Source organism: Mycobacterium sp., from assembly GCF_049281135.1.
GTDB lineage: Bacteria > Actinomycetota > Actinomycetes > Mycobacteriales > Mycobacteriaceae > Mycobacterium.
Window position 1 is genome coordinate 1 of the sequence record NZ_JBAPRN010000413.1, and the last position, 26,999, is coordinate 26,999.

Annotated in this window: 21 protein-coding genes; 12 read left to right on the top strand and 9 right to left on the bottom strand. The window is 66.0% G+C overall.

The window, feature by feature from the left end; all coding sequences use genetic code 11:
• Together WAN02_RS16800 and WAN02_RS16805 are read left to right on the top strand one after the other, a co-directional pair.
• Positions 1-428 (top strand): DUF5642 family protein (locus WAN02_RS16800; RefSeq protein WP_422265350.1); only part of this gene is annotated, 428 nt, incomplete at its 5' end.
• 24 nt (positions 429-452) lie between these two features.
• Positions 453-1,106, top strand: a complete 654-nt coding sequence (locus WAN02_RS16805; protein WP_422265351.1) for a DUF5642 family protein — start codon at positions 453-455, stop codon at positions 1,104-1,106.
• 3 nt (positions 1,107-1,109) lie between these two features.
• Here WAN02_RS16805 and WAN02_RS16810 read toward each other — a convergent pair whose 3' ends face one another.
• Complete coding sequence (locus WAN02_RS16810) at positions 1,110-1,706, bottom strand: alpha-ketoglutarate-dependent dioxygenase AlkB (RefSeq protein ID WP_422265352.1); 597 nt, start codon at positions 1,704-1,706, stop codon at positions 1,110-1,112.
• Positions 1,707-1,736: 30 nt separating this feature from the next.
• Positions 1,737-2,180 (bottom strand): redox-sensitive transcriptional activator SoxR, encoded by a 444-nt coding sequence (gene soxR / locus WAN02_RS16815; RefSeq protein WP_422265353.1) that lies wholly within the window; start codon positions 2,178-2,180, stop codon positions 1,737-1,739.
• A 135-nt stretch (positions 2,181-2,315) separates the two neighbouring features.
• Here soxR and WAN02_RS16820 point away from each other — a divergent pair, with 135 nt between their 5' ends.
• Entirely contained in the window at positions 2,316-2,534 is a 219-nt protein-coding gene (locus WAN02_RS16820; RefSeq protein ID WP_422265354.1) for a hypothetical protein, read from the top strand.
• Positions 2,535-2,571: 37 nt separating this feature from the next.
• Here WAN02_RS16820 and WAN02_RS16825 read toward each other — a convergent pair whose 3' ends face one another.
• Complete coding sequence (locus WAN02_RS16825; RefSeq protein ID WP_422265355.1) at positions 2,572-3,450, bottom strand: endonuclease domain-containing protein; 879 nt, start codon at positions 3,448-3,450, stop codon at positions 2,572-2,574.
• Between the two features lie 105 nt (positions 3,451-3,555).
• Positions 3,556-5,109 (bottom strand): dolichyl-phosphate-mannose--protein mannosyltransferase, encoded by a 1,554-nt coding sequence (locus WAN02_RS16830; protein WP_422265356.1) that lies wholly within the window; start codon positions 5,107-5,109, stop codon positions 3,556-3,558.
• Between the two features lie 138 nt (positions 5,110-5,247).
• Between WAN02_RS16830 and WAN02_RS16835 the strand changes: the two genes are divergently transcribed.
• Positions 5,248-15,210, top strand: a complete 9,963-nt coding sequence (locus WAN02_RS16835) for a BTAD domain-containing putative transcriptional regulator (RefSeq protein ID WP_422265357.1) — start codon at positions 5,248-5,250, stop codon at positions 15,208-15,210.
• A gap of 39 nt (positions 15,211-15,249) precedes the next feature.
• Positions 15,250-16,086, top strand: coding sequence for a 16S rRNA (cytidine(1402)-2'-O)-methyltransferase (rsmI, locus tag WAN02_RS16840; protein ID WP_422265358.1), 837 nt, complete (start codon positions 15,250-15,252; stop codon positions 16,084-16,086).
• On the opposite strand, the gene WAN02_RS16845 is transcribed toward rsmI, so the two are convergent.
• The 4 genes from WAN02_RS16845 to WAN02_RS16860 all read right to left on the bottom strand — a co-directional run bounded on the left by WAN02_RS16845 (position 16,042) and on the right by WAN02_RS16860 (position 20,065).
• Complete coding sequence (locus WAN02_RS16845) at positions 16,042-17,304, bottom strand: aminodeoxychorismate synthase component I (protein WP_422265359.1); 1,263 nt, start codon at positions 17,302-17,304, stop codon at positions 16,042-16,044. The genes rsmI and WAN02_RS16845 overlap by 45 nt on opposite strands.
• A gap of 21 nt (positions 17,305-17,325) precedes the next feature.
• On the bottom strand, positions 17,326-18,228 hold the full coding sequence (locus WAN02_RS16850) for an RNA polymerase sigma-70 factor (protein WP_422265360.1): 903 nt from the start codon (positions 18,226-18,228) through the stop codon (positions 17,326-17,328).
• Entirely contained in the window at positions 18,225-19,400 is a 1,176-nt protein-coding gene (locus WAN02_RS16855; RefSeq protein ID WP_422265361.1) for an NAD(P)/FAD-dependent oxidoreductase, read from the bottom strand. Before WAN02_RS16855 ends, WAN02_RS16850 begins: the two co-directional genes overlap by 4 nt.
• An 86-nt stretch (positions 19,401-19,486) precedes the next feature.
• Positions 19,487-20,065: a TetR/AcrR family transcriptional regulator gene (locus WAN02_RS16860; RefSeq protein ID WP_422265362.1), complete on the bottom strand. Its 579-nt coding sequence runs from the start codon at positions 20,063-20,065 to the stop codon at positions 19,487-19,489.
• 101 nt (positions 20,066-20,166) lie between these two features.
• Between WAN02_RS16860 and WAN02_RS16865 the strand changes: the two genes are divergently transcribed.
• Positions 20,167-20,631, top strand: a complete 465-nt coding sequence (locus tag WAN02_RS16865) for a DUF1772 domain-containing protein (RefSeq protein WP_422265363.1) — start codon at positions 20,167-20,169, stop codon at positions 20,629-20,631.
• Positions 20,632-20,651: 20 nt separating this feature from the next.
• On the top strand, positions 20,652-21,026 hold the full coding sequence (locus WAN02_RS16870; RefSeq protein ID WP_422265364.1) for a hypothetical protein: 375 nt from the start codon (positions 20,652-20,654) through the stop codon (positions 21,024-21,026).
• On the opposite strand, the gene metG is transcribed toward WAN02_RS16870, so the two are convergent.
• Positions 21,014-22,555 (bottom strand): methionine--tRNA ligase, encoded by a 1,542-nt coding sequence (gene metG, locus WAN02_RS16875; protein ID WP_422265365.1) that lies wholly within the window; start codon positions 22,553-22,555, stop codon positions 21,014-21,016. The genes WAN02_RS16870 and metG overlap by 13 nt on opposite strands.
• A gap of 40 nt (positions 22,556-22,595) precedes the next feature.
• Here metG and WAN02_RS16880 point away from each other — a divergent pair, with 40 nt between their 5' ends.
• The 5 genes from WAN02_RS16880 to WAN02_RS16900 form a co-directional block, all read left to right on the top strand.
• Positions 22,596-23,444, top strand: a complete 849-nt coding sequence (locus WAN02_RS16880) for a TatD family hydrolase (protein ID WP_422265366.1) — start codon at positions 22,596-22,598, stop codon at positions 23,442-23,444.
• Between the two features lie 126 nt (positions 23,445-23,570).
• Entirely contained in the window at positions 23,571-24,698 is a 1,128-nt protein-coding gene (locus WAN02_RS16885; protein ID WP_422265368.1) for a transglycosylase family protein, read from the top strand.
• Positions 24,662-25,612 carry a 16S rRNA (adenine(1518)-N(6)/adenine(1519)-N(6))-dimethyltransferase RsmA gene (rsmA, locus tag WAN02_RS16890; protein WP_422265369.1) on the top strand — a complete coding sequence of 317 codons (951 nt, stop codon included), beginning with the start codon at positions 24,662-24,664 and terminating at the stop codon, positions 25,610-25,612. Before WAN02_RS16885 ends, rsmA begins: the two co-directional genes overlap by 37 nt.
• A gap of 40 nt (positions 25,613-25,652) precedes the next feature.
• On the top strand, positions 25,653-26,609 hold the full coding sequence (locus tag WAN02_RS16895; protein WP_422265370.1) for a 4-(cytidine 5'-diphospho)-2-C-methyl-D-erythritol kinase: 957 nt from the start codon (positions 25,653-25,655) through the stop codon (positions 26,607-26,609).
• A 272-nt stretch (positions 26,610-26,881) separates the two neighbouring features.
• On the top strand, positions 26,882-26,999 hold a 118-nt coding region (locus tag WAN02_RS16900), incomplete at its 3' end, for a hypothetical protein (RefSeq protein WP_422265371.1).

Below are 26,999 nucleotides of genomic sequence, written 5' to 3' on the forward strand. Positions count from 1 at the left end.
GCGCGGCGCTGGCCGACCCGTCCGGCGGTCACGGGCAATCCCCGCAAGGCATTTCGGGATCGGGCCCCGGCGGCACCGTGTACGCGGTGGTGGTCGCAGCGCCCACCGGCACACTGGCGCTCGATCAGTCCCTGGTCACTCAGTGCCGGCAGTGGAGCATGACCGGGCTGCGCGCCAGCGCGCGTGTCCATCTGGTCGATGCACCCCGCATCGACGGGGCTGAAACCGTGGGCATGGCCGCGGAAATCGCGACATCGGTCGAAGGCGGCAATGAAATCGGTTCGCGGGCAAGCACCTTCAGCGCCTATTTGGGCGACTACTACGCGTTCACCACGCTGATCAGTGACCCTGGCTCGCCGGCTGCCGCGCTGACACCCCAGTTCGCGGCCGACTTGCTGGTGAAAACGGTATCTGCCTTACGTGGCTGAGGGCGGTGCGTTAGATTGGCGCGAATGATGCGGATTGCGGTAGCGATCGGAAGTGTCTGCCTGTTGGCGGCCTGCTCCCACCCCTCTGAGGCGCCGCCCTCAGCCGATATCACGAAGATCGCGCAGGTGAAGTCCGACTTCGGACCGGGCTACAAGGTCAAGGAGACGGCGAAAACCGGCATCGACCCCAAGGTGCTTTCGACACACAAGCTTCCGCCGGGTCTGACCTTCGATCCGCCCGATTGCGCGTCGTTCGTGGTCGGCGAGGACATGCCGGCCGGCCTGCAGGGAAACATGGCTGCGGTGGCCGCCGAGGGGGCTGGCGGCCGCTTCATCACGATGGCCGTGCAGACGTCTCAGCCGGTGCCATTCAAGGAGCCCGGGCACAACTGCAAGAAGGTGGCATTCCAGGGCGGTCGCGTGCGCGGTCTCATCGAGGTCGTCGACGTGCCGCAAATCGACGGAACGCAGACCCTTGGCGTACACCGCGTGCTACAGACTGTGGTACAGGGCAAGCCGCGCAGCGGTGAGCTGTACAACTACTCCGCACATTTCGGCGACTATCAGGTGATCGTCACCGCGAACCCGGTCGTGGTGCAGGGCCAGCCCGCCAACCCCGTCGACACCAAACAGGCCCGCGACCTGCTCGTCAAATCGGTCGCTGCGATCCGCAGCTGAGGTCTACCGGACGTCCCTGGGCCGGAACTGAATACTGATCCGTGCCCCGGTACTTGCCGATGTTTTCGGTACCGAGTGCTCCCAGGTTCGCTGACACGAGCCACCCATCACCAACAGATCGCCGTGCGCCTGCGGCAACCGCAACGACGGGCCGCCCCCGCGGGGCCGCAGCGCGAAGGCGCGGGTGGTGCCGAGGCTGACGATCGCCACCATGGTGTCCTGGGTGCTGCTGCGGCCGATGGTGTCGCCGTGCCACGCCACGCTGTCGGATCCGTCGCGATACCAGCACAGGCCGATGGTGGTGAACGGCTCGCCGAGCTCGCCGGCGTAGATGTCGTTGAGCCGCCGCCGAATCCGGGCCAGCTGTGGATGCGGTGCGTCCTCGACGGTGAGGTCGTGGAAGCTCACCAGGCGGGGCACATCGAGCACCCGGTCATACATCTGGCGGCGTTCGGCCCGCCACGGAATCGTCTCCAGCAGTTCGCCCAACAATTCGTCGGCACCGGTCAGCCATCCTGAGCGGATATCGATCCAGGCTCCGCTGCCCAGCGATCGGCGTTCGTTGCACTCGAACAACGACTCCTGAACCGTGATCGCCACGGCCGCGATTCTATCGCACAATTGTTCGAACTACAGGCGGACCGCTCCTGGTCCTTGCGCGCTGAGCACGTCGTCGGGATTGAACAGCGCGCATGCGCGCAGGCTCAGGCAGCCGCAGCCGATGCACTCGGCGAGGTTGTCGCGCAGCCGCTGCAGATGCATGATCCGATCGTCGAGGTCGGAGCGCCAACCGGCGGACAGCCGCGCCCAGTCGCGACTGTTCGGAACCCGCCCGGCCGGCAGGGTGGCGAGCGCGTCGCGGACGCGGGCCAGCGGAATGCCCAGCCGCTGAGACATTTTGATGAACGCGACCCGCCGCAGGGTGTCGCGGCTGTAGCGGCGCTGGTTTCCCGACGTCCGCCTGCTGGTGATCAGCCCCTGCCGCTCATAGAAATGCAGGGCCGAGATCGCCACGCCGGCCCGACTGGCGAGCTCACCGGGGAGCAACTCCTGGGCGTCCACAACCTGAACCATACTTCAGATAGGCTCCGCGATGACCTGGTCGTCACACGCCGCTAGGTCACCGACACGCCCGGGGTAGGGCACCAAACCATAACGATGAGGCAACCAACCTGTCGTCGCGGCGCGGATCCTGTCACTGTCGTGGGTGTGACTATTGATGTTGACGACGGTATTGCACAAGCCGCCGAGCTGTACACGGACAAACGGCCTTACCGCTGCGCGCGCGGGCACTGGCTGCTGCCGGGACACATGATGGTCAGAGTCGTGCCGTGCGGCTGCAGACGGGGCCGACACACCTCGTGGGAATGCGAATGCGGCGACGTGACCTACGCGCCGGCGCTCAAAGAGTCGTGCACCCTGTCCTAGGCCATTCCTGACGCGAAACAGAAGCTACGGCAGTGGATTACGCCACCCCGCGACCCAGGCTTCTGTCTGGCGGCGACGCCGCATATCCGCGTCGCTCGAGCGCTCGCGAAACCCGATCAATGATGTCGGGCGGACGATCTTCTTTGATCACCCTGATTACGTGCCAACCGAGACGCTCGAGCGTCTCTGCGCGCCTGATGTCCTTGACGTATTGTGCCCGGTCTGCTCGGTGGTGGTCGCCGTCGTATTCAAGAGCGACCATCTGATGCTCCCAGCCCATGTCGAGGTATGCGACGAACTGGCCATCGGTTACTCGAATCTGCGTGGTCGGCGGGGTAAATCCGGCAATGACCAGGACTAGCCTCAACCAGGATTCCTTCGGCGATTCAGCACCGGCGTCCATCATGTCGATCAGCCATCGTGCACCCTTGTTTCCGCGAGCCCCGCGATAGCGAACAACTAGGCTTCTCAAGTCCTGCTTAGTCATTCTTGTCGCGCGCGCGAGCGAGTCGAGGTGAGCGATGGCGGTTGCTCCGGGAAGATGACGTGCGAGATCGAAGCCGGCTCGGGCAGGTGTGGCAACCGTGATGCCGTCAAGCGACGTGACCTCATCCGGCTGAAACCTCTCGTTGCGGACGATGACGCCGGGTGGGTAGTGGTTGTTTCGCCAAAGCATCTCGATCGGCGCAGACTGTTCGACCCACTTGGCGCCGTATAGCGCGGCCGCCGCGCGGCCCGTGATCGTCGCTCGGCGTTCGGACCACAGCCACGCGCCGATGGTCATGATCTTCAGCGATCGGTCTGTAGATTTCGGGATGTAGACACCTGGAAAGATTGGCCGGTAATTCCACCGCAGTTGTCCGCGTGTGAGCACTCCACTGATCAATGCCTCACTCCCAATGAAGGGTGCATTCATGCGCGCGATGATTCCTGGTCATCCCGTGCCGTTACGCCAGCTAGAGGCGACGGTTGTGGATAACCGGACTGCGACAACCGTGGCTTCTGTCTCGACGCCAACTGGCTAACGCCAACTGGGCAGCCAGATCTCCATGTTCCAGGTGTTCTGGGAGATGGGCTGACCGGTGAGCACCGGGAACAGCCACGCGAAGTTCGTCAAAACCAGTGCGACATAACAGGAAACCGCGATGAGCCCGAGCGTTCGACGCTCGGCGCCCTGACCGGGTTTGTAGATAATGTCGCCGAGGATCAACGCAATCGCCATCGCCAAAAACGGCGACATGGTGGCCGCATAGAAGAAGTACATCTGGCGGTCGATGTCGGCGAACCACGGAAGCCAGCCTGCGCAATAGCCGACCAGAACCGCGGCGTAGCGCCAATCACGACGCACCACCATCCGCCAGCAGGCGTAGAAGAGCACCGGCACCGAAATCCACCACATCGCGGGCGTGCCAACCAACATCACCGCTTTGACGCACGATTGCGCGCCGCAGCCGGGAACGTTCTGTTGATCGATCGCATAAAGCACCGGCCGCAGCGACATCGGCCAGGCCCACGGTTTGGATTCCCACGGATGGTAGTTGCCCGCCGAATTCGTCAGACTGGCGTGGAATTCGTAGGCCTTGGCGGTGTAATGCCAGAGCGAGCGGATCGCATCGGGCAGTGGGAAATTCGTCTGCGGCCCGATCGACTGGCCGACCTCGTGTCGGTCGATGGCAGTCTCGGACGCGAACCACGGCGCGTAACTGGCCAGATACACCCCAAACGGAATGAGCAACAGCGCGTAGGCCGTTGGGATCAGATCGCGGCGGATAACTCCCAACCACGGTCGCAGCACCCGGTACTGCCGGCGCGCCGCCACGTCGAACGCCAACGACATCAGCCCGAAGAAGGCCACGAAATACAGCCCCGACCACTTTGTCCCACAAGCCAATCCGAGTAGCACCCCGGCACCGAACCGCCACCACCGGACACCCAGCCGCGGTCCCCACACCGTCTCGGCGACGCGGCCTTCGGTCATCGCGACATGCATGCGCTCGCGCACCCGATCCCGGTCGACGATCAACGCGCCGAACGCAGCGAGCACCAGGAACGCCAGGAAACCGTCGAGCAGCGCGGTGCGTGCCACCACAAAGCTGACGCCGTCGGCGATCAGCAGCATTCCGGCGATCGCGCCGACCAGCGTCGAACGGCTGATGCGACGCACGATCCGGACGACCAGCGCCACCATCAGCACGCCGAGGACCGCGCCGGTGAAACGCCACCCCAGCCCGTTGTAGCCGAAGATGGCCTCGCCGATCGTGATCAGCTCCTTGCCGACCGGCGGATGGACGACGAGGCCGTAACCGGGGTTGTCCTCCACCCCGTGGTTGTGCAGCATCTGCCAGGCCTGTGGCGCGTAGTGCTTCTCGTCGAAAATCGGGGTGCCGGCGTCGGTGGGCGAACCCAGGTTCACCATTCTGGTCACCGCCGCCAGTGCGGTGACGACGCCGGTCACCACCCAGCCCTCGAGCCGGTCGACGGGCCCGAAGTCGGGCGCCGGTTCCAGCGGCCCCGGGCTGATCACCGGTACCGCCACCTCGTCGGCGACGAGTTCATCGGGCGCGGTCAGAGTCATCGGGTCGATCGTAAGCCGTGAGCCATCGCATCCCGGTAAACAGCCTGTTGTGGAGGCCGGCCAGGGTCGGCCGGATTTGGCGTCTAGTTTTACTGGATCTTGACCGCGTGTTGAATCGTCTCACCGACGATCAATCACATGAGTACGCTTCAAGCCGTGGAGCTGGGGGTTTTGGGACCTCTCCAGGTTCGGCGGGACGGCGCGCCGGTCATGATTCCGGGCGCTAAGCCGCGCGCCATCCTCACGATGCTAGGCCTGCACGGCGGTTCGGTCGTGTCGGCCGAAACTCTGATTGAGCTGCTCTGGGGCGATGATCTCCCCCGCACCGCCGCGAAGGCGTTGCAGACCCACATCTCCTTGCTACGTCGCACCTTGGGCGACGGCTTTGTGTTGACGGCGGGAACGGGTTGGACTCTGGCCGAGAGCGGGGTTGATGCCGCGCGTTATAAAGCGGCCGCTCGGCTTGGACGCGATGCCGCTGCCGCCGGCGACACCAGCCAAGCGGTGTCCCGCTTCGAGGAGGCGCTTGCCCTCTGGCGCGGAATTCCTGAACTGCCCGACGGTCGACGGGGAACGTCCGAAAAGACTCGATGGATCGAGGGTCATGCCGCGCTGGTGGAGGACCGGGCCGACGCACTGCTCGTGACGGGCCGGGCCGCGGAGATCGTTGGCGAGCTCGAGGCCGCGGTGGCCGAGGAGCCGCTACGCGAAAGGCGTTGGGGTCAGCTGATGCTCGCGCTCTACCGCGCCGGCCGGCAGGGCGACGCCCTTGGGGCGTACCAACGGGCACGGGCGCTGCTTGCCGACGAGCTGGGGGTCGACCCGGGACCCGATCTTCGCCGACTCGAGGCCGCGATCGTCGGACAGGACACTGCGCTCGAAATCCCCGCTGCACAAGATCTTCCGTCGGTGACGCGCACAGTGACCTTTCTGCTGACCGACATCGAGGGATCGACCGCCGCCTGGGAGGCCGACGCCGATGCCATGGCGGTGGCGCTTGCGCGTCATGACGAGCTCGTTGAACAGGTCGTGACGTCCCGCGGCGGCCGGCTGATCAAAACACGCGGCGAGGGAGATGCCACGTTCTCGGTCTTCGAGCGGGCCTCGGCGGCGGCAGCCGCCGCTATCGAGCTGCAAGACGGAATCTTCCACGAACCGTGGAACCTCCAAGACCCGATGCGAATCCGCGTCGCACTGCATACCGGCGAGGTCGAGCTGCGCGACGGCGACTACTTCGGCCGTGCGGTCAACCGTGCCGCACGCCTGCGGTCGCTGGCGGTAGGCGGCCAGATCCTGTGCTCTGGTGCGATCGCCGAGCTAATCGTTGACTCGCTGCCCGACGACGTCGTGCTCGCCGACCTAGGGATGCGTCAGCTCCGCAACCTGGCCCGCCCGGAGCACGTTTTCGACTTGCGGCTGGAGACCGCCGTACCGCCCCAAAAGCCAGACGACGCGCCGGTCGAGCGCCCCGACCTCCCCGCGGTGCTGACCGGCCCCGGGCCGTTCGTGGGGCGCGGCCGTGAGCTCGAAGGGCTGGTGTCCGGCTGGCAGACCGCGCTTGCGGGCGGTACGCATGCGGTGCTGATTGCCGGCGAACCAGGAGTAGGCAAGACACGTTTGGCCGGCGAGTGGTCGCGGCAGGCCTATCAGTTGGAAGCGATCGTGCTCTACGGCCGCTGCGATGAGGATCTCGGTGCGCCCTACCAGCCTTTCGCGGAGGCGCTGCGTTCCCTCATGCCATGCCTCGGCACCAGCCGGCTCCGCGGGATGCGCGGCGTTGAAGCATTGCTTCCGCTGGTTCCTGGGCTGACCGAAATCCTGCCTGATCTGGCCTCGCCGACCCGCGCGGACCCGGAAACCGAACGTTACGCGCTGTTCGACGCCGTCGTCGCAGTGTTGGAAGTCGTCTCCGCCGGTGCACCCGTCGTGTTGATCCTCGACGACCTGCACTGGGCGGCCAAGCCCACGCTGCTGCTGTTGCGGCATCTGCTGCGCTTCGGCGATCGCGCGCGGGTGCAGATCGTCGGCACCTACCGCAGCACCGACCTCGACCGTTCCCATCCCCTTGCGGCGATGCTCGCCGACCTGCACCGCGGTGCCGGCTCTGGCACCGCCAACCGCATTCACCTCAGCGGCCTCGACGAGGATGACGTGACCGCATATGTGACCGAGGCCGGTTACAACGACGAAGAACTCGCCCGAGCGTTGGCGTCGGTCACCGGGGGCAACCCGTTCTTCCTCATCGAGGCGCTGCGCCATGTGGACGAGAGCGGCGGCGTGTGGGATCCGACCACGTTGCCACAAGGTGTCCGGGAAACCGTGAGCCGCCGCCTTTCCCGGCTTACGGCGGAGACGAATACAGCCCTCGCCGCGGCTGCGGTCGTCGGTAGCCGGTTCGCCCTGGACCTCGTGGAGAAGGTGGTCGAGCAGGACCTGGTTGACGCGTTCGACGAGGCGTCCAAGTCCGGCATCGTCATCGAAGAGCCGGGCGGCCGTTATCGGTTCAACCACGCCATCGTCCGACAATCGCTGCTTGCCGAGCTGCCGTCGGTGCGGCGCCTGCGGCTGCACCAGCGCATCGCCACGACGCTGGAGAATGGGCCCGGCGCCGATGACGAGCTAATCGCTGAACTGGCTCACCATTACTTCGAATGTGCTTGGGCGGGAAATGCGTCCAAGGCTGTCGAGTACTGCCGACGTGCAGCGGACCAGGCGGTAGCTCGCCTCGCCTACGAAGGCGCCGCCGACCTCTACGGCCAGGCCTTGCACGCGCTGGACGAGATTGACGACGAGCTGCCTGACCGCGACGACCAGGTCGCCGAGCTAATGGTGGCACGCTGCGAGGCTCTGCTGGCCGCCGGTGACGTGGCTTCGGCAGCAGGTGCAGTCTCCAAATTGCAAGAAGCGACGGTCAATTCGCCGCGGCTTGCGGCATGGGCTACGTGTTTCGACGGCCAGCTGTCGATGCTGATCCATCCCGAGCGACTAGACGAGGTTGAAACCGCTCTAGGCTTGGCTGCCCAAAAACTAGCCGAATTAGACGATGCCGCAGGCGAAGCCAACGCCCATACTGTTCGGGCTGCGTGCCTCGCCCGCCTCGGCAGAATCGGCGACGGCGAAATCGCACTGGACGACGCCCTCACGGCGGCGCGGCGCGCGCGTGATCACCGCCGGGTCAACGCGGTGCTGGCCGGCGCCCCACTTGCCGCGCTCTGGGGTCCCAACCCAGTCCCGCGTGCGGGCGGACGGTGTCTCGACGTGGTGCGGCTCTTGCGAATAACTACCGACTCGCCTGCGGTTGAAGCGACATCGACGCGGTGCCAGGCGGTGTTGGAGGCCTTCCGGGGACGCGCCGAGGCGGCCCGGCGGATGATCGACTCGGCACGGCGTACAGTCACCGAACTCGGCCTGCGCCATGCCCTCCTGGAAGTTGAGCAGTTTGCCGGCATCGTCGAGCTGATTGCCGCAGAGCCGACTGCCGCAGAGCCGCGTTTCCGTCAGGCCTACAACGGCTTTCGTCGCATGGGCCTCGACGCTGACACCGCCGAGACTGCCGCGCTGTTGGGTCGCACATGTCTCGCGCTCGACCGAGACACCGAAGCCGACGAATTGTGTTTGGAGAGTGAGCGACTCGCGGGCCACGCTTTGAAGGCATCAATCGCTTGGCGGACTCTGCGGGCGCGGCTGCTTTCGCGCCGCCATGAACACGGCGAGGCGAGGCGGATCGCCGAGGCCGCGGTTGCCCTGGCCGAGCGCACCGACGCATTGGTCGATCACGGCGATGCCTGTCTGACGCTGGCAACGGTTTTGGGCGCTGCCGGCAATGCTGCGGGTGCACGCACCGCTGCCGAGCGGGCCGTCGATCTGTATGAGCGGAAAGGGGCTGCGGCACTTGCGGAGAGAGCACGTCGCGTCCTTGGCGAGCCGGATCTCCCGTCGGTCCCTGTACCACCCGAACCACCGCAGGTTGTCGAACTCGACAACGCATGCATACGCGCTGGCAAGCGCCTGGCGGCTGCGATTAATCGCGAAGCCTGGGACGAATTCGAGCAACTATATGCGCCCGAGGTGTTCAGCGAGAGTCACCGTAAGGTCATTGGCTTCACACACGCGGCCGGCGCGATCGTCCAACCGGAAAACTGGGCACATGAAGTCAGCCGCGTTCTAGGAGCGAGCGGCGTGCACCTCACCGCGCACGATATTGCAGTGCGAGGCGAGCGCCTGGCTCTCGCTCGATTGTTGGTGGGCACTGCCGATGCGAGCCCTGGGGCGCCGCAGGATGAATTTCTCCAGATATACGGCATCGACGAACAGGGTCGAATCTTCCTGCAGATATTTTTCGACCTCGAAGACATGGAAGCCGCGATCGGCGAACTCGACGCCGCGCATGCCCGGTTCGAGGACGAGGCACGCTTGCGGGTGCCACGGCTCGAAAACGCGGCCAGCCATTCGGCCGACCGCTACATGGCGCACTTCGCAGCCCGCGACTGGGATGCGGTGGCGAAGGTACTTGCCGACGACCTCCTTGTTGACGATCGCCGGCGGGTGGTGAACGCAGGGATCCGGCACGGTCGGGATGCCGAGATCGCAAGCCTGCAGGCGTATGCCGACGCTGGGATTACCCACATGACGTTCGTCGTCATCGCAGCCCGCGGGCATCGACTCATCCTTGCGCGTGCCTCGGGCGCCGGTGGCGACTCCGGGGAATTCCGCAACGAGCTGCTCGGCGTCGTCGAAATCAACTCTCACAACCAGGTTGCGGCGGTCGTCGTGTTCGACCTCGAAGACTTCGAGGCCGCCATCGCCGAGCTCGACGCGCGCTACCTCGCCGGCGAGGCGGCCGCTTATGCGCACATGTGGTCATGGATCATGGCCGGCCACGCCGCGCTCAACCGGCAGGAGCTGCCGCCGATCACACCGGACTGCGTAAGCATCGACCACCGCCTCGGGACGGCGTTCGCGTCCGGCGAGTTGGTCGAATACCTTCGTGCGGGGTGGGATCTCAAGCAAACCATCCGAAACTACGTCGAGGTTGTGCATCGACTGAGCGACCTCGGAGCGGTCTGGACCGATGTGGGGCAAGGAGTCTCGGACGAGGGCTTCGACGCCGAGTGGCGGACCGTCGACATCATGGCGGTCGAAGGCGACATGGTCAACCGCTGCGAGATTTTCGATGAGGCCGACCTACACATTGCACTCGCGAAATTCGACCAGCTGCGTCGGCCTGCGCCGCGGCTGGAAAATGCGGCAAGTCAAGCGGTCGAGGGCTATTTCGCGCACTTCGCGGCCCGTGACTGGGATGCGTTCGCGAAAGTACTGGCCGACGACATCGTTATCGACGATCGCCGGCGGGCCGTAAACGCGGGCATGCGACACGGTCGAGATGCCGAGATCGCGAACATGCGGGCGGCCGCCGATACCGGATTCACGTACGTGACGTCCGTCGTCATCGCAGCCCGTGGGCAGCGCCTCATCCTCACCCGCGCCTCGGGCCGCGATAACGGGTCCGAGGAGTTCCAGAGCGACGCGCTGGGTGTCGCCGAAATCAACTCTGACAATCAGATCTCGGCGATCGTCGTGTTCGACCTCGACGACTTCGATTCCGCCCTAGCAGAACTCGATGCCCGTTACCTCGCGGGCGAAGCGGCGCCCCACGCCCACACGTGGTCGGTCATCAGTGGTGGCCACGCAGCGCTCAGCCGAAACCAGCTGCCGCCAGTCGCGCCGGACTGCGTGAGCATCGACCACCGTCGGGGCACATCATTCGCGCCCGGCGAGCTGACCGCATATTTCCGCGCGGGCTTCGATCTCGACCAAAACATCCGCTCCTACGTCGAGATTGTGCATCGCCTGAGCGACATCGGAGGGGTCTGTACCCATGCGGCGCATGGGGTCTCGAAGGAGGGCTTCGAGGCTGAATGGCGGGGCGTCGACCTGTTGATGGTCGACGGTGACATGGTCAACCGCTGCGAGGTATTCAGGGAGGCGGACCTGGACGCCGCGATCGCGCGGTTCGATGAACTGCACCCGCCGACACTGCGGCTGGAAAACACCGCAACGCGTGTGCAGGAGCGCGTTTTTTCGTACATTGCGGCCCGCGACTGGGACGCCGTGGCTCAAATAACGGCCGAGAATGTTTCCGTCGACGACCGTCGGCGAGTGGTCAACGCCGGGGTCCTACACGGTCGGGATGCCAATATCGAAAGCACGCGGGCGACCGTCGATGTCGGCTTCACGATGACTGTGGTGGCCGCGCTGGCAACCCGCGGCGAGCATCTCGCCCTCTTCCGAGTTCGCGTGTCAGGCCGTGACTCCGAGACGATTCAAAACGACGCCCTCAACATCGTTGAGATCGACGCCGAAGAGCGAATCGCGGGGAATATCGTGTTCGAACTCGACGATTTCGATGCCGCCTTCGCAGAGCTCGATGCCCGGTACATCGCCGGCGAAGGAGCCACCCACGCGGGCACCTGGTCGCTAATCGCGGGTGCGTTCGTCACACTCAATCGACACGAATTCCCTTCGGCAACAACGGACGTGGTGAATCTCGACCACCGCCGTGGGCCAGCGTTTGCGCCCGGTGAAGGTTTCGAATACATCCGTGCCGGTTGGGACCGCGACCAAACCCTCAATCTCTACATCGAAACGGCGCATCGGGTGAACGAGCGGGGCGCGGTGTTCACCTGGACGGGGTATGGAACCTCACACGAGGGCTTCGACGCAGAGTGGCGGGGCGTCGAAATCATGACGGTCGATGGCGGTCTGCTCAGCCGAGCTGAGGTATTCGACGAGGCAGACCTGAACGCTGCGCTTGCAAAATTCGATCAGCTCAGTCGGCCGACACCGCGGTTGGAAAACGTGGCAAGTCAAACAGTCGAACAATTGCTCGCGCATTTTGCGGTCCGGGACTGGGACGCCATGGCAGAGCTGCTCGCCGACGATACTTATACAGACGATCGACGCTCGGTCGTGAACGCCGGGATCCGACGCGGCCGAGATGCCGAGATGGCGAACTGGCGCGCCACCGGCGACATTTGGAGCAACGTGACGTCGGCCGTGATTGCGACTCGCGGAAACCACATCGCGCTCATGCATTTTGTCTTCTCAAGCCAAGATCAGCCGATAACGGCGTTCAATGCCGCGGCGTGCGCCGTCATCGAGATCTATGACGACAATCGCCTCGCGGCGAGTACCGTGTTCGACGTCGACGACATCGACGCCGCATTCGCCGAACTCGATGCCAGGTACATCGTCGGCGCGGCAGCACCGTATCGGGACGCATGGTCCGTGATCGCTGCCGGCTACGCCGCGCTCAACCGGTACGAGGTCCCACCGTCGGCACCGGACTACGTGAACATCGATCACCGGTTGCGGGCGACGTTCGAGGCGGCTGATCTGCCCGAAAACCTCCGCGCTGCTTGGGATCTCACTCCGGAACTCAAGGGCCATGTCGAGGTTGTGCATCGGCTGAGCGGCCTGGGAGCGGTCGTCACCCATGCCGCGCGTGGAACCACGCAAGACGGCTTAGACGCCGAGTGGCGAGCGATCCACTTTTTGACGCTCGAAGGCGGCATGGTCAACCGCTGTGAAATCTTTTTCGAGGCAGACCTTAACGCCGCGCTCGCGAAGTTCAACCAACTCAGCCATCCGGCATTCCGGTTAAAAAGTGCTGTGGGAGGGCGTCTTTCGGCGCACATCTCCGCCCGCGACTGGGAGGCGTTGGCGCTGGACTTTGCCGACGACTACTGCCTCGATGATCGCCGCCGGGTCGTCAACGCCGGAGTAATGCATGGCCGAGACGCCGGGGTCGAGAACACGCGGGTGGCCGCTGAAGTCGGCTTGTTGGCGAACACCATGTCGACAATCATTGCGAGCCGGGGTGAACGCCTCACTCTCGAGCGTTTTCACGCTTCCGGCCACGACCACGAGTCGATTCAAAATGATGCCCTCAACGTCGTCGAGATCGACGCCGGCGAGCGGATCGCAGCGGTCGTGATGTTTGACCTCGACGACATCGACGCCGCCTTAGGGGAGCTCGATGCTCGCTACCTCGCCGGCGAGGCGGCCCCCCACGCTCACACGTGGTCGGTGATTGCACGGATCTACGCGGGGTTCAACCGGCGCGAACCTCCTGCGACGACGCCGGATTCGGTTTACATCGATCATCGACCACTCCAAAACGTAGGGGCTGTTGATCTGGTCGCAGCTATTCGTTCCATATTGGATGTAGCGTCGGACCTCAACGTGTGCATCGAGGCCGTGCATCGGCTGAGCGAACTCGGAGCAGTTGTCACCCAAACCCTGAAGGGGACTTCGCAAGAGGACCTCGACGCCGAGTGGCGGACGATCGAAATTTTCACGGTCGAAGGCGACCTGCTGAGCCGTTGCGAAGCCTTCGACGAGACAGACCTCGACGCCGCGGTTGCTCGCTTCGAGGAATTGCATCCGCAGCCACCACGGCTGGAAAACGCGGCAAGCCGGGTAGGCGATCGCTTCCTGGCCCACTACGTGGCAAGCGAGTGGGATGCCATGGCGGAGATGTTGGCCGACAACCATTTCACCGATGATCGCCGTCGGGTGGTGGGCGCGGGGGTTCGGCGTGGTCGAGAAGCCCAGATCGCAGACTTCCGGACGCTCGCTGGCTTGTTTGCCAGGACCGTGACGCTCACCACTGTAGCTAGCCGCGGGGAGCGCCTTGTCCTCCGGCGTGCACGCTTCTCGGACAACGCTCATGGACCCGAGGCATTTGTGACCGAGTCGCTCACCATCGGCGAAATCGATGCCGACGAGCGGATTGTCGCGTTCGTCACCTTCGACGTCGACGACATCGACGCTGCCTTCCAAGAACTCGAGGCTCGGTATCTCGCCGCCGAGGCGGCCGTGCACTCGCGCGTGTGGTCGGCAATTGCGGCTGGCTACGCCACACTCAACCGGCACGAGATACCCCCGACGACGCCGGATTGGGTGAATGTCGACCATCGCCGCGGCATCGCTTTTGCATCCGGCGAACTGGCGCCATACATCCGTGCCACCTTTGACGTGGCGCCGGACATCACGATCCGCATCGAGGTTGTGCATCAACTGACGAGTCTCGGCGCGGTCATCTCGTATTCGGGACGCGGGACCTCGCAAGAGGGTTTCGATGCCGTTTGGCGAGAGGCCGCCGTTTTCGTGGTCGATGGCGACCTCGTCAGCCGCTGCGAGATGTACGACGAGGCAGACCTGGACGCGGCGCTGGCAAGGTTCGATGAGCTCGAACGGCCGACGCCTTCATTTGGGAACGCCGCGACCCAAGCCTGGATGCACGTAGCCGACGCGTTCAACCGCCGCGACATGGACGGCCTCCTCGCGCTCGCCAGTGCGGAGAGTCGGTATGAGGACCGGCGAAAAGGCTTGCGCGACGTAGTCCAGGCTCCATCATGGCGGAAGGCGCTCGGTGCCGTGTTCCAGACGGCACCCAGCAGCTGGCGGATGGAGGTCGAGCCCATCGCCGTCAGGGGGGCTCGCTTCTCGCTGACCCGCGAGTGTTATCGCGACGTCGATGATGCCGATCGACCGATCGCCGTTGAGCTCTTGCACGTCGTGGAACTCGACGACGCCGATCTGATGCGCGACATCGTGAGCTTCGATCCCGACGACCTGGACGACGCCGTCGCTGAACTCACGGCCCGATGGATTGCGTCGGGGGAGGTTGCTTATCCGGGGCTCATCGAAGCGGTGGACCGGGTCAACGCGACGATCAACCGCCACGACTGGGACGCGGCCGCAACGTATTTCGACGGTGCCGCTTACGTCAATCACCGACAGGAGGCGCACGCGGTCGACGGCACGATCGCCGACTGGCTGTCATCGATGCAGACGACTGGATCGCTGGTACCCAACTTTCGGGTCGAGCTCTCCGAGATCTTGGCGCGTTGTGCGATAGGCATCGTGGGTCGCATGGCACTGAAGGGCACGTCGACCGATGGCGTCGCTATCGAGATTCCGTTCGTCGTGCTCATCCTTCTCCACGGTGAGCGTGTCACCCGTCTCGAAGCGTTCGCAGAGGACCAACGCGACGTGGCCCTCGCCCGGTTACAGGAACTCAACCAACCGGTCTGATCCACGAGCGGTCAGCCGACCGATCGTAGGCTGTGCCCCATGACCGAGGGTCGACTGTTGCTGGGCGCGACGCCGTTGGGTCAGCCGTCAGATGCATCAGCGCGGCTGATCGCCGCCCTGGCGTCGGCCGACGTGGTGGCTGCCGAGGACACCCGCCGGGTGCGGACGCTGGCCAAGGCGCTCGATGTCCGGATCGGCGGCAACATCGTCAGCTTCTTCGATCACGTCGAAGCGACGCGGGTACCCGAGCTGGTCGAGGCGATCAGCGCGGGCGCCACGGTGCTGGTGGTCAGCGACGCGGGTATGCCGCTGATCAACGACCCCGGCCACCGGCTGGTGGCGGCGTGTGCGGAGGCGGGTCTCTCGGTGCAGTGCCTGCCCGGTCCGTCGGCGGTGACGACCGCGCTGGCGGTGTCGGGGTTGTCGTCGGAGAAGTTCTGCTTCGAGGGGTTCGCACCGCGCAAGCAGGCGGCGCGCAAGAGTTGGCTGGCGTCGCTGGCGACTGAGCAGCGCACGGCGGTGTTCTTCGAATCGCCGCGCCGGCTGGCTGCCTGCCTGGGTGACGCCGTCGATCAGCTTGGCGGGGATCGTCGGGCCGCGGTATGCCGCGAGCTGACCAAGGTGCACGAGGAAGTGGTGCGCGGATCGCTGGACGAGTTGGCCGCGTGGGCCGCCGACGGCGTGCTGGGTGAGATCACCGTCGTGTTGGCCGGTGCGGTGGTGCGTGCCGATCTGCCGACGTTGGTGGCGAAGGCGAGTGTGCTGGTCGACGCCGGGATGGGCGTCAAAGACGCCTGCGCGCAGGTGATTGCGGCTACGCCGGGAGCGGCGTCACGGCGTGAGCTCTACGACGCGGTTCTGCGATCGCGCGGCTGAGGCGACACCCGCTCCGATGATCGGCGCCGCCTTGTGCAGGCACTCCTCCCATTCGGCGTCGACGTCGGAATCGGCGGTGATCCCGCCGCCGGACCCCAGCACCGCGTTGCCCACTGCGTCGAATTCCACTGTGCGGATAGCGACGTTCAGCTCGCAGCCGGCTACCGGTGACGCCAAACCGACTGTGCCGCAATAGACTCCACGGCGCGACTGCTCCCACTGTGAAATCAGTTGGCGTGCGCGGATCTTGGGCGTACCGGTGATCGAGGCCGGCGGGAAGGTGGCGTCGAGCAACGCCGAGGTGGGCAGTTCGATGGGTACTTGCGCCGACACCGTCGACACCAGGTGCCATACCCCCGGCGCGGGCCGCACCACGAGCAACTCGGGCACCGTGACCGATCCGGTGACCGCGACCCGGCCCAGATCGTTGCGCACCAGATCGACGATCATGACGTTCTCGGCGACATCCTTGCTGGATTCCCGCAGCGCCGACGGGGGAGCGTAGAGCGGCAGCGTGCCTTTGATCGGGCTCGAGATCACCAGATCGCCACGGCGACACAAGAACAGCTCCGGCGACAGCGATGCCACCGCTCCCCAGGGTCCGGCCAGGTAGGCCGCCCGCGCGGGTGCGGTGCGGGCGACGCCGTCGATGAAGAAGTCCAACGGCTCGCCGGCGATCGTGCCGGCGAATTGTGTGCACACGCACGCCTGGTAGACCTCGCCGGCGCGGATGGCTTCCAGGCAGGCCAGTACGCCGGCGCGATGTGCGTGACGATCGGCGTCGTCCCAGCCGATTCGGTAAGCCCGTCCGGGCGCGGGAGTCGTGAGGGCTTCGGTCAGCCAGTCGGGCATCGAGGCGCCGGACAGACTTTCGAACCACCACTGCCGGTCGCGGTCGCAGCGCAGCACGCAGTCCGTCCAACCGCCCGCGGCTTCCGGTATCCGGCCGGGCCGGCCGTCGGCACCTGGATCGGGGTAAGCGAGGTAGCCGATCCAGCCGCCGCCGACCGTTGTGCTGTGCGACCCCGGTCGCACGTCGAATGCACCGGCTGCGTCGACGGGCTGCACCGACAGGCTTGGGGCGATCACCGCCGAGGCGCCGAACCACTCGCCGGTCAGTGCGGCCGGTGGCGGCAGGTCCAGCCGGTTCGTGGCGTCGCCGACGGCCCGCAGCACCTCGTGGGGGCTGCCGAGATCGCCAAGCCGGTCGGTTCGCACGCCTCTAGCTTCGCAGAAATCTCAGCCGCGGCTGATTTTGCGTGCGGTGGTGACGGCCGCGAGCTTGTCGGGATTGCGCATAGCGTAGAAATTGCTGATCTTGCCGTCGACGATCTCCACGGTGAAAACGCCCTCCAACTGGTCGCCGGCGTAGAGCAGCACCGCCGGCGCGGCGTTGCAGATGACCATCTCGGCGCGCACATCGGGCAGCTGCATGCCACGGCCAATCAGCCCGACGACCGCTCTGGCGACCTTGTCGGCCCCGACCACCGGACGACGGGCCGCGCTGGCCTTGCCGCCGCTGTCGGCGGTCCACACCACGTCCGGGGCCAGCATCGACATCACCGCCTGGACATCCCCACCGGCGGCCGCGGCCATGAACTCCGTGGCGATCCGCACGTTCTGCTCCGGGTCGGCCGGGGCGAAGCGTTTGCGTCGGGCCTGCACGTGTTCGCGGGCCCGATGCGCGACCTGGCGGACCGTCGCCGCCGATTTGCCTACCGCGGGGGCGATTTCGTCGTAGTCGAAGCCGAACACCTCGCGCAACACGAACACCGCGCGCTCGTCGGGGCCCAGCGTCTCCAGCAGCACCAGCATCGCCATCGAAACCGATTCGGCCAGAAGGACATCGGCCGATGGGTCCTGCTCGTCGAGTAGTAGTGGCTCGGGCAGCCACGGTCCGACATAGTCTTCCCGGCGGCGGGCACCCGCGCGCAGCGCGTTGAGCGCCTGACGGGTGACCAACCGGGCCAGATACGACTTGGTGTCGTGCACCGACGACAGGTCCACTTCGGCCCAACGCAGGTAGCTGTCCTGCAGAACATCGTCGGATTCGGTTGTCGAGCCGAGGATTTCGTAGGCGATGGTGAACAGCAGCGGTCGCAGCAGCATGAACCGTTCGGCGTGGTCGTCGGGGGCGATCACGGTACCGTGACCGCCTCGGAGGCGAGCCGCTGCGCTCGCTTGCCGCCTTTGAGCCAGCGGTACCAACCCGGCTTGGCGGCCTCGCGGCGAATGCCCCACACCGTGCCCTTGCAGATCGCTTCTTTGATCGACGCGGCGACCCGGCCACCGACGATGAGGTTCAGCGGGGTGTCGTCCGGGCGGGCGACCTGGATGGTGCCGTAAGACCGGCCGACACTGATGCACTGCCCGGTGAACGCCTGGTTGATCGCCGCGGCCGGTGTGCCCGCGATCCGGCTGAGCACCGTGTTGGCGGCTTGGGCGCCGAGCGGGATCGCGGCCTGGCAGCTCATCCGCAACGGCTGATCCGACGGCGCAGCCGCGTCACCGGCCGCCACGATGCGGGGATCGTCCACGCTGGTCAGTGTCTCATCGGTGAGCAACCGGCCCAGCGCATCGGTGCGAAGCCCGCTGCGGTCAGCCAGATCCGGCACGCCGAAACCCGCCGTCCAGATGGTCAACGCGCTGCGCAGCACGACGCCGTCATCCAGCATCACCCCGTCGGGGCGGACCTTGTCGACGCTTGCGGTCTCGAGGACCTCCACACCGAGGCGGTGCAGCCACTTGGCCACTGAACGGCGGCCCGGCTGGCTCAGTGACGGACCCAGTGTTCCGCCGCAGACCAGGGTCACTATCCGGCCTTGCTCGGCCAGCTCGGAGGCAGTTTCGATGCCGGTCAACCCGGCGCCGACGACGGTGACGGGCGCGGTGGGATGCAGCTGGTCCAGGGCGCCGCGGAGTCGCTCGGCTTGCTCGAATTCGGCTATCGGGTAGGCGAATTCGACAGCACCGGGTACCGCGGCGGGAACCACACCGGTGCTGCCGACCGCGTAGATCAGGTAGTCGTAGGACAGCACCGTGCCGGACGTCAGCTCGACGGAGCGCTGCGCGGTGTTGATCCGATCGGCGTTGTCGACGACGAGCCGGATGCCGTCGCCGAGCAGGGTTCCGTAGTCGACGGCGGCGGTGCCGCTGCCGGCGACCAACTGATGCAATCGGATTCGCTCGACGAATACCGGCCGCGGATTCACCACGGTGATGTCGAGATCGGCCCGCAGCCGCAGATGGTTGGCGGCCAGCGTGCCGGCGTATCCGCCGCCGATCACGACGATGTGAGTGCGTTGGGCGGTCATGTTGTCTCCTGTCCTCGCGGGTTTGCTGCCCTCAAGACACCGCCGGGGCCGCTGTTGTGACAGCGTTGGAGCCGTTGTGACCAGGCTCACGTCGTTGCGACGAGTCCGGCGATCAGGGTGTCGACCCGCGCGGCGTGATGGTCCGGGCGTAGCCGGCCGCCGCGATCGAGGGTGATCAGGCCGTGCAGCGATGCCCACACCACTTCGGCCAGCGTGTCGGGATCCCGGGTACCCGCGACCAGGTCCACCGCCGCGCGCAGTTCGGCGAACGCCGCATTGAGCTCCGCCGGCGTGTCCTCGGCGGCGAATGGCAGCGTCGTCGTCCGGATGAACATCGCGTCGAACAACGCCGGGTTGTCGCGGGCAAAACCGATGAACGCGTGGGCGACTCGGGCCAGCGCGTCCCGGTCGTCGGCCGCGCCGCCGCGCGCTGCGGACAGCGCGTCGCCGAGTTCGGCGAATCCCTGGACCGCGACCGACGCGACGATGTCCTCCATACCGGAGAAGTGTTTGTAGAGCACGGGTTGGCTGTATTCGATCTCGGTGGACAGCCGGCGCGTGGTCACGGCGTCCCAGCCTTCCTGTTCGGCCAGCGTGCGTGCCGTGGCAGTGATGAGCCGGCGTCGGGCGGCTCGTTCGCGTGCCCGGCGATCCTCGATGGTCATGCAGATATTCTAGCGATGATACGAAATCTAGCGCTGCTATTGACACACCTCGCGATGAAGGGTTAGCGTCGCTAACACCTACCAGTGACGAGGAGCGCGCCATGGTCGCCAAGTTGTTCGCCTTGGTCGCGGTGCTGGGTACCGGGGTGGTCTATGGGACGGACGTGTTCTGCGCGATGGTGCAACGGCCTGCGCTGGCCCGCATCGACGACCGGGCCCTGCTCGCGGTGATGGGCAACATCCATCGCTACGGCGACCGGCGCATGCCGGTGCCCGGAGTGCTCGGGCTAGTCGCCGCGGCGATCAGCGCGGTGTTCGCCGCCTCGGCGGGCCGCTGGACGCAAGCCGTCGCGGCCGGCGTGGCGATCGGACTGCTCGTCGTGTGGCTGCTGATCTACCTGCGAGTGAGCGCGCCGATCAACCGCCGGCTCACTGCGGCGGTCGATCAGTCCGACCCGGCGATCAATGCCCGCGAACTGCAACATAATTGGGACAGGGTGATCACGACCAGAGCCGTCCTGCAAGGCATGGCGGTCACGGCATTATGCACAGCGCTGCTGACCTGAAACTCGAAAGGATCAACACCATGGCCATAAGCACGAACCTCGGGCGCCTGCTGATGCGCGGGGCGCCGATCTTCAACGCGCCGGTCGCGGCCCTCGCGGCCTCTCCGCGCTTCGGCGCGCTACTGCGACGCAGCATCACGACGATCACCTACACCGGGCGGCGTTCGGGACGCACGATCAGCATCCCGGTGGCCTACCGCCGCCGCAGCGACGAGATCGACATCGTCCCGAACATGCCCGACGCCAAGACGTGGTGGCGCAACTTCCTCGGCGACGGCGCTCCGATGTCGTTGACACTCGACGGAATCGAGCAGTCCGGCCATGCCGTCGCGCATCGCGACGAGAACGGGCGCGTGACCGTCCGGGTGCATCTCGCGGGTGCTCAGTCGACCTGATAACGCGGAAAGACCCCGGTGGGCGCCGGTAGCGCCGTGTGGGGCTCGAGCCGCGCACCGATCGCGGCGAAGCTGCGTTGCTCCTGCGACTGGCCGAGCAGATCGAGCAGCTTGCTTGCCGAGTCGGGCATCACCGGTTGAATCAGCAGCGCCGCAATGCGTACCGCCTCACACGTTGTGTAGAGCACGGTGGCGAAGCGAACCTGGTCCGCCTCCGTCTCGCTCTTGCGCAACACCCAGGGCTGCTGGGCCGAGAAGTATCTGTTGGCCGCGCCGAGCATCAACCAAATCGCTTCCAGAGCCAGATGCATTGCCTGGCTGTCGAACTCGGCACGAACCCGCTCGAGCAGACCGTCGGCGATGGTGAGCAGCTCGGTGTCCTCGGCGGTGAACTCGCCGGGCGTGGGGACTACCCCGTCGAGATTCTTGGCCACCATCGACAGCGACCGCTGGGCGAGGTTGCCGAGCTCATTGGCCAGATCCGTGTTGATCCGGGTGATGATTGCGTCTTCGCTGTAGCTGCCATCCTGGCCGAACGGGACCTCGCGCAGCAGGAAATAACGCACCTGATCCAGCCCGAACGTGTCGATCAGGGTGTTCGGGTCGACGATGTTGCCCACCGACTTGCTCATCTTCTCGCCGCGGTTCAACAGAAAGCCGTGTGCGAAAACTCTTCGCGGCAAATCGATTCCGGCGGACATCAGAAACGCCGGCCAGTAGACGGTGTGGAACCGGATGATGTCCTTGCCGATCATGTGCAGGTCGGCCGGCCAATAGCGCTGGAACAACTCGGATTCGGTATCCGGGTAGCCGACCCCGGTCAGGTAGTTGGTCAGCGCGTCGACCCAAACGTACATGACGTGGTCGGGATGATCGGGGACCTTCACGCCCCAGTCGAACGAGGTGCGCGAGATGGACAGATCCCGCAGACCACCGGAGACGAAACTGACCACCTCGTTGCGCCGCACCTCGGGCGCGATGAAGTCCGGGTTGGCCTCGTAATGCGCCAGCAGCTTTTCGGCGTACGACGAGAGCCGGAAGAAGTAGGTCTGCTCCTCGGTCCAGGTCACCGGCGTGCCGGTTTCGACGGCGATCCGGATCCCGTCGACGACCGCGGTTTCCGACTCGACGAAAAACCGTTCGTCGCGCACCGAATACCAGCCGGAGTAGCTGTCCAGGTAGATGTCTCCGGCAGCCTCCATCCGCCGCCAGATGTCTTTGGACGCCTCATGGTGGTCGGCGTCGGTGGTCCTGATGAACCGGTCGAAGGAGATGTTCAGCTTCTGCTGCAAGCGCTGGAAGACGTCGGAGTTGCGCCGGGCCAGCTCGGCGGTCGGAATACCTTCGGCCGCAGCGGTTTCGACCATCTTGAGACCGTGCTCGTCGGTGCCGGTGAGAAACCGGACGTCGAAGCCGTCCAGCCGCTTGAACCGGGCGATCGCGTCGGTGGCGATGTACTCGTAGGCATGACCGACGTGCGGATCGCCGTTTGGGTATGTGATCGCGGTGGTGACGTAGTACGGGTTCATCACCCCTCACCCTATTTGCCGGGCACCTTATTGTGTGCGCGTGAGGTCCAAACGTCAGCCGCCACCGGCGCCGCAACCGTTGAGCCCGCTGATCGACGCGCACACCCACCTCGACGCCTGCGGCGCGAACGATGCCGACGACGTGCACGCCATCGTCGATCGCGCGGCGACGGTCGGTGTGACCGCGGTGGTCACCATCGCCGACGACCTGGCGTCGGCACGCTGGGCGACCCAGGCCGCCGAGTGGGATCCACGTGTCTTCGCCGCGGTGGCACTGCACCCCACCCGCGCTGACGCGCTGACCGACGCGGCCCGCGCCGAGATCGAGCGGTTGGCGGACCACCCGCGGGTGGTGGCGATCGGCGAGACGGGCATGGATCTGTACTGGCCCGGCAAGCTCGAGGGCTGCGCCGACCCGGCAGTGCAGCGGGAGGCCTTCGCGTGGCATATCGACCTGGCCAAGCGGACCGGCAAACCGCTGATGATTCACAACCGCGAGGCCGACGCCGAGGTGCTGGACGTGCTGCGTGCCGAGGGCGCGCCGGACACCGTGATCTTCCACTGCTTCTCGTCGGGGGAGGCGTTGGCCCGCGCCTGCGTCGACGCCGGCTGGCTGGTCAGCCTGTCCGGAACGGTCAGCTTCCGCAATGCGCGTGAGCTGCGCGACGCCGTCCCGCTGGTACCGGCGACTCAACTGCTGGTGGAGACCGACGCGCCGTTTCTGACTCCGCACCCGTACCGGGGCGCCCCGAACGAGCCGTATTGCCTGCCCTACACGGTGCGGGCGCTGTCGGAGCTGATCGATCGGCCCGCCGAGGAGCTGGCCGAGATCACCACTGCCAACGCGCGCAGGGTCTACGGATCGGCGGTGGGGGTTAATAGTCGGTGAAGGCGACCGCTCCGAGTTGCCTTAGGCAGGGAATATCGTTACCGTCTTGTGATCGAACGATGGGGGCCCTAGTGGCCCCTTTTCCTTTGTTACACCAGTTGTTTTTGAGGTCGGGATAAACGCGCGTTGAATGTAATCACAAAACTCCATCAGGCTCCCTCATCGGCTCTGCGGCTTCTCGTTGCGGGCTTTCTGCTGGTCCTGGCATTCGCCGGTGCCTTCGCCGTCGCCGACTACAAGACGGTGACGCTGAGCGTCGATGGCACCGCAATGACCGTGGCGACGATGAAGTCGCGGGTGATCGACATCATCAAGGAGAACGGGTTCACCGTCAGCGAAAGGGACGACCTGTACCCGGCCGCCGGTGAGCGGGTCCACAGCGACGCCAACATCGTCCTGCGGCGCAGCCGACCACTGGAGATCTCGCTGGACGGCCAGAACAGCAAGCAGGTGTGGACGACGGCCTCCACGGTCGACGAGGCCCTGGCGCAGCTGTCGATGACGGACACGGCGCCGGCCGCGGCGTCGCGGGGCAGCCGTGTCCCGCTGGCCGGGATGGCACTGCCGGTGGTCAGCGCCAAGACGGTCGAGCTCGACGACGCCGGCGTGGTCCGCACCGTGCACCTGGCCGCTGCCCGGGTCGGCGATCTGCTGGCCGGCGTCAACGCGCCGTTGGAACAGAGCGACCAGGTCAGCCCCGGCGCGGCAGCACCGGTGATCGACGGCATGCACATCCAGGTGACCCGCTACCGGATCGCGAAGATCACCGCGCGAGTGCCGCTGATTCCGGCCCGGCGCCGGATCGAGGATCCGCAGATGAACATCAGCAAAGAGATCGTCGAGGACCCCGGCACCCCGGGCACCCAGGACGTGACCTTCTCGGTGTCCACGGTCAACGGCATCGAGACCGGTCGCCTGCCGGTGGCCAGCCACGTCATCGCCCCAGCCCGCCAGGCGGTCGTGCGGGTCGGCACCAAACCCGGCACCGAAGTTCCGGCCGTCGCCAACGGCGAGATCTGGGACGCGATCTCGCGTTGCGAGGCCGGCGGTAACTGGGCGATCAACACCGGTAACGGCTACTACGGCGGTGTGCAGTTCGACCAGAACACCTGGGAGCGCAACGGCGGCCTGCGGTTCGCCCCGCGTGCCGACCTGGCGTCGCGCGAAGAGCAGATCGCCGTCGCCCAGGTGACGCAGTCCCGTCAGGGCTGGGGCGCGTGGCCGGTGTGCAGCGGACGAGCGGGTGCACGCTGACCATCCGGTTGCTTGGGCGGACCGAAATCCGACGGTTGGCCAAGGAACTCGAATTCCGGCCGCGTAAATCGTTGGGGCAGAACTTCGTTCATGACGCAAACACGGTGCGCCGGATCGTGTCGGCATCCGGAGTCAACCGCAACGACCACGTCCTGGAAGTCGGGCCCGGCCTCGGGTCGCTGACGCTGGCCCTGCTGGACCGCGGATGCACGGTGAGCGCTGTCGAGATCGACCCGGTGCTGGCCGGTCGGCTGCCGCAGACCGTGTCCGAGCATTCGCACAGCGAGAGTCAGCGGCTGACCGTGATCAACCGCGACGTGTTGTCCATCGGCCCCGGCGATCTGGCTTCCGAGCCGACCGCGGTAGTGGCGAATCTGCCATACAACGTCGCGGTTCCCGCGCTGCTGCACCTGCTTGCCGAATTCCCTTCGCTGCGAACGGTGATGGTGATGGTGCAGGCCGAGGTCGCCGAACGACTCGCCGCCGAACCGGGCGGCAAGGAGTACGGGGTGCCCAGCGTCAAAGTGCGTTTCCACGGGCAGGTCCGCCGTCACGGCATGGTGTCGCCGACCGTCTTCTGGCCGATCCCGCGGGTGTACTCCGGGCTGGTGCGCATCGACCGGCACACCAGCCCGCCCTGGCCGACCGATGCGACGTTTCGGCAGAACGTGTTCAAGCTCGTCGACACCGCATTCGCTCAGCGCCGCAAGACATCGCGCAATGCGTTCATCGAATGGGCGGGTTCGGGCAACGAATCGGCCAGCCGGTTGCTCGCCGCGAGCATCGACCCCGCCCGTCGGGGCGAGACGCTGACCGTCGACGAATTCGTCCGGCTTTATCAGCGCTCGGGCGACGTCGGCGACGCCGGCCCACGCGGTCGCAGCGTTTCTCGCCGGCACGCCTCTGCGAGCTGACCGGCCACGGGCGGGACGCCCGTCGGGATAGTCTCGTTCGGTGCCGATCGACGGGAGCACCGCAGCTCAATGGGTGCCCACTGGGTCGGTGACGGTCCGCACGCCCGGGAAGATCAATCTTTATCTGGCCGTCGGAGACCTGCTGGAGAGCGGTTATCACGAGCTGACGACGGTATTTCACGCGGTTTCGCTCGTCGACGAGATCACCATCCGCAACGCCGATGTGCTTTCGCTCGAGATCACCGGAGAGGGCGCCGACCAGTTGCCCCTCGACGAACGCAACCTGGCCTGGCAGGCCGCCGAGCTGATGGCCGACCATGTCGGCCGCGCGCCCGACGTGTCGATCCTGATCGACAAGTCCATCCCGGTGGCCGGCGGAATGGGCGGCGGCAGCGCTGACGCCGCGGCTGTTCTCGTAGCGCTCAACTCATTGTGGGAACTCGGCGTGCCACGCCGCGACCTGCACGCGCTGGCCGCGCAGCTCGGCAGCGACGTGCCGTTCGCATTGCACGGCGGTACCGCGCTGGGCACTGGCCGCGGCGAAGAGCTCGCTACGGTCCTGGCCCGCAACACTTTTCACTGGGTGCTGGCGTTCGCCGAGGGGGGGTTGTCCACCCGCACGGTGTTCAGCGAGCTGGATCGGTTGCGCGACGTCGGCACGCCGCCGCGCCTCGATGAAGCCGGCCCGGTGCTGGCCGCTCTGGCCGCCGGTAACCCGGAGCAGCTGGCCCCGCTGTTGGGCAACGAACTGCAGGCTTCCGCGCTGAGCCTGAATTCGGCGTTGCGACTGGTGTTGCGTGCCGGCGTCGAGGCCGGCGCGCTCGCCGGCATCGTGTCCGGATCGGGACCGACATGCGCGTTTCTGTGCCGGTCAGCGCCCTCGGCGGTGGACGTCGGCACCGAGTTGTCGGGGGCTGGCGTCTGCCGCACGGTGCGGGTGGCGAGCGGCCCGGTGCATGGCGCCCGGGTGGTGCCTTCGCCTGTCACCGACGTGTGATTTCGCCGCACAGTTTGGCAGTTCTTTAAGAGGAGTTTAAGATATCCGACGGTGATGATTACCGGTCAAGCAACGAGCCTGGTTCTTACGTCCGTCGTCCCTGCCGGCGGGCGGGTCTCGACTCACGTGGCAACGTTGCGTGCGGATATGGCGTCGCCACCGATTCGAGATGAAATCGCTGCCCAATTGTGGGCGCGCGGCTATCCCAATGTGTGCTTGAGCAGTAGCAACATTAGATGCTGGGCGATGGCGCCGGAGCCGAGGAGGCAATCGTGAGCAGGTTTACCGAGAACATGTTCCGCAACGCTCACCAGAGCACGCGGGGCATGGTTACCGGGGAGCCGCACGAGCCGGTCCGGCACACCTGGCTCGAGGTGCACGAGCGTGCCC

Excerpts from the sequence above, each read along its gene's own strand:
- metG (WP_422265365.1), bottom strand. The coding sequence starts at position 22,555 with ATGAACCCGTACTACGTCACCACCGCGATCACATACCCAAACGGCGAT.
- WAN02_RS16870 (WP_422265364.1), top strand. The coding sequence starts at position 20,652 with ATGGCCATAAGCACGAACCTCGGGCGCCTGCTGATGCGCGGGGCGCCG.
- WAN02_RS16865 (WP_422265363.1), top strand. The coding sequence starts at position 20,167 with ATGGTCGCCAAGTTGTTCGCCTTGGTCGCGGTGCTGGGTACCGGGGTG.
- WAN02_RS16805 (WP_422265351.1), top strand. The coding sequence starts at position 453 with ATGATGCGGATTGCGGTAGCGATCGGAAGTGTCTGCCTGTTGGCGGCC.
- WAN02_RS16830 (WP_422265356.1), bottom strand. The coding sequence starts at position 5,109 with ATGACTCTGACCGCGCCCGATGAACTCGTCGCCGACGAGGTGGCGGTA.
- rsmI (WP_422265358.1), top strand. The coding sequence starts at position 15,250 with ATGACCGAGGGTCGACTGTTGCTGGGCGCGACGCCGTTGGGTCAGCCG.
- WAN02_RS16860 (WP_422265362.1), bottom strand. The coding sequence starts at position 20,065 with ATGACCATCGAGGATCGCCGGGCACGCGAACGAGCCGCCCGACGCCGG.
- WAN02_RS16825 (WP_422265355.1), bottom strand. The coding sequence starts at position 3,450 with ATGAATGCACCCTTCATTGGGAGTGAGGCATTGATCAGTGGAGTGCTC.
- WAN02_RS16855 (WP_422265361.1), bottom strand. The coding sequence starts at position 19,400 with ATGACCGCCCAACGCACTCACATCGTCGTGATCGGCGGCGGATACGCC.
- WAN02_RS16835 (WP_422265357.1), top strand. The coding sequence starts at position 5,248 with ATGAGTACGCTTCAAGCCGTGGAGCTGGGGGTTTTGGGACCTCTCCAG.
- soxR (WP_422265353.1), bottom strand. The coding sequence starts at position 2,180 with ATGGTTCAGGTTGTGGACGCCCAGGAGTTGCTCCCCGGTGAGCTCGCC.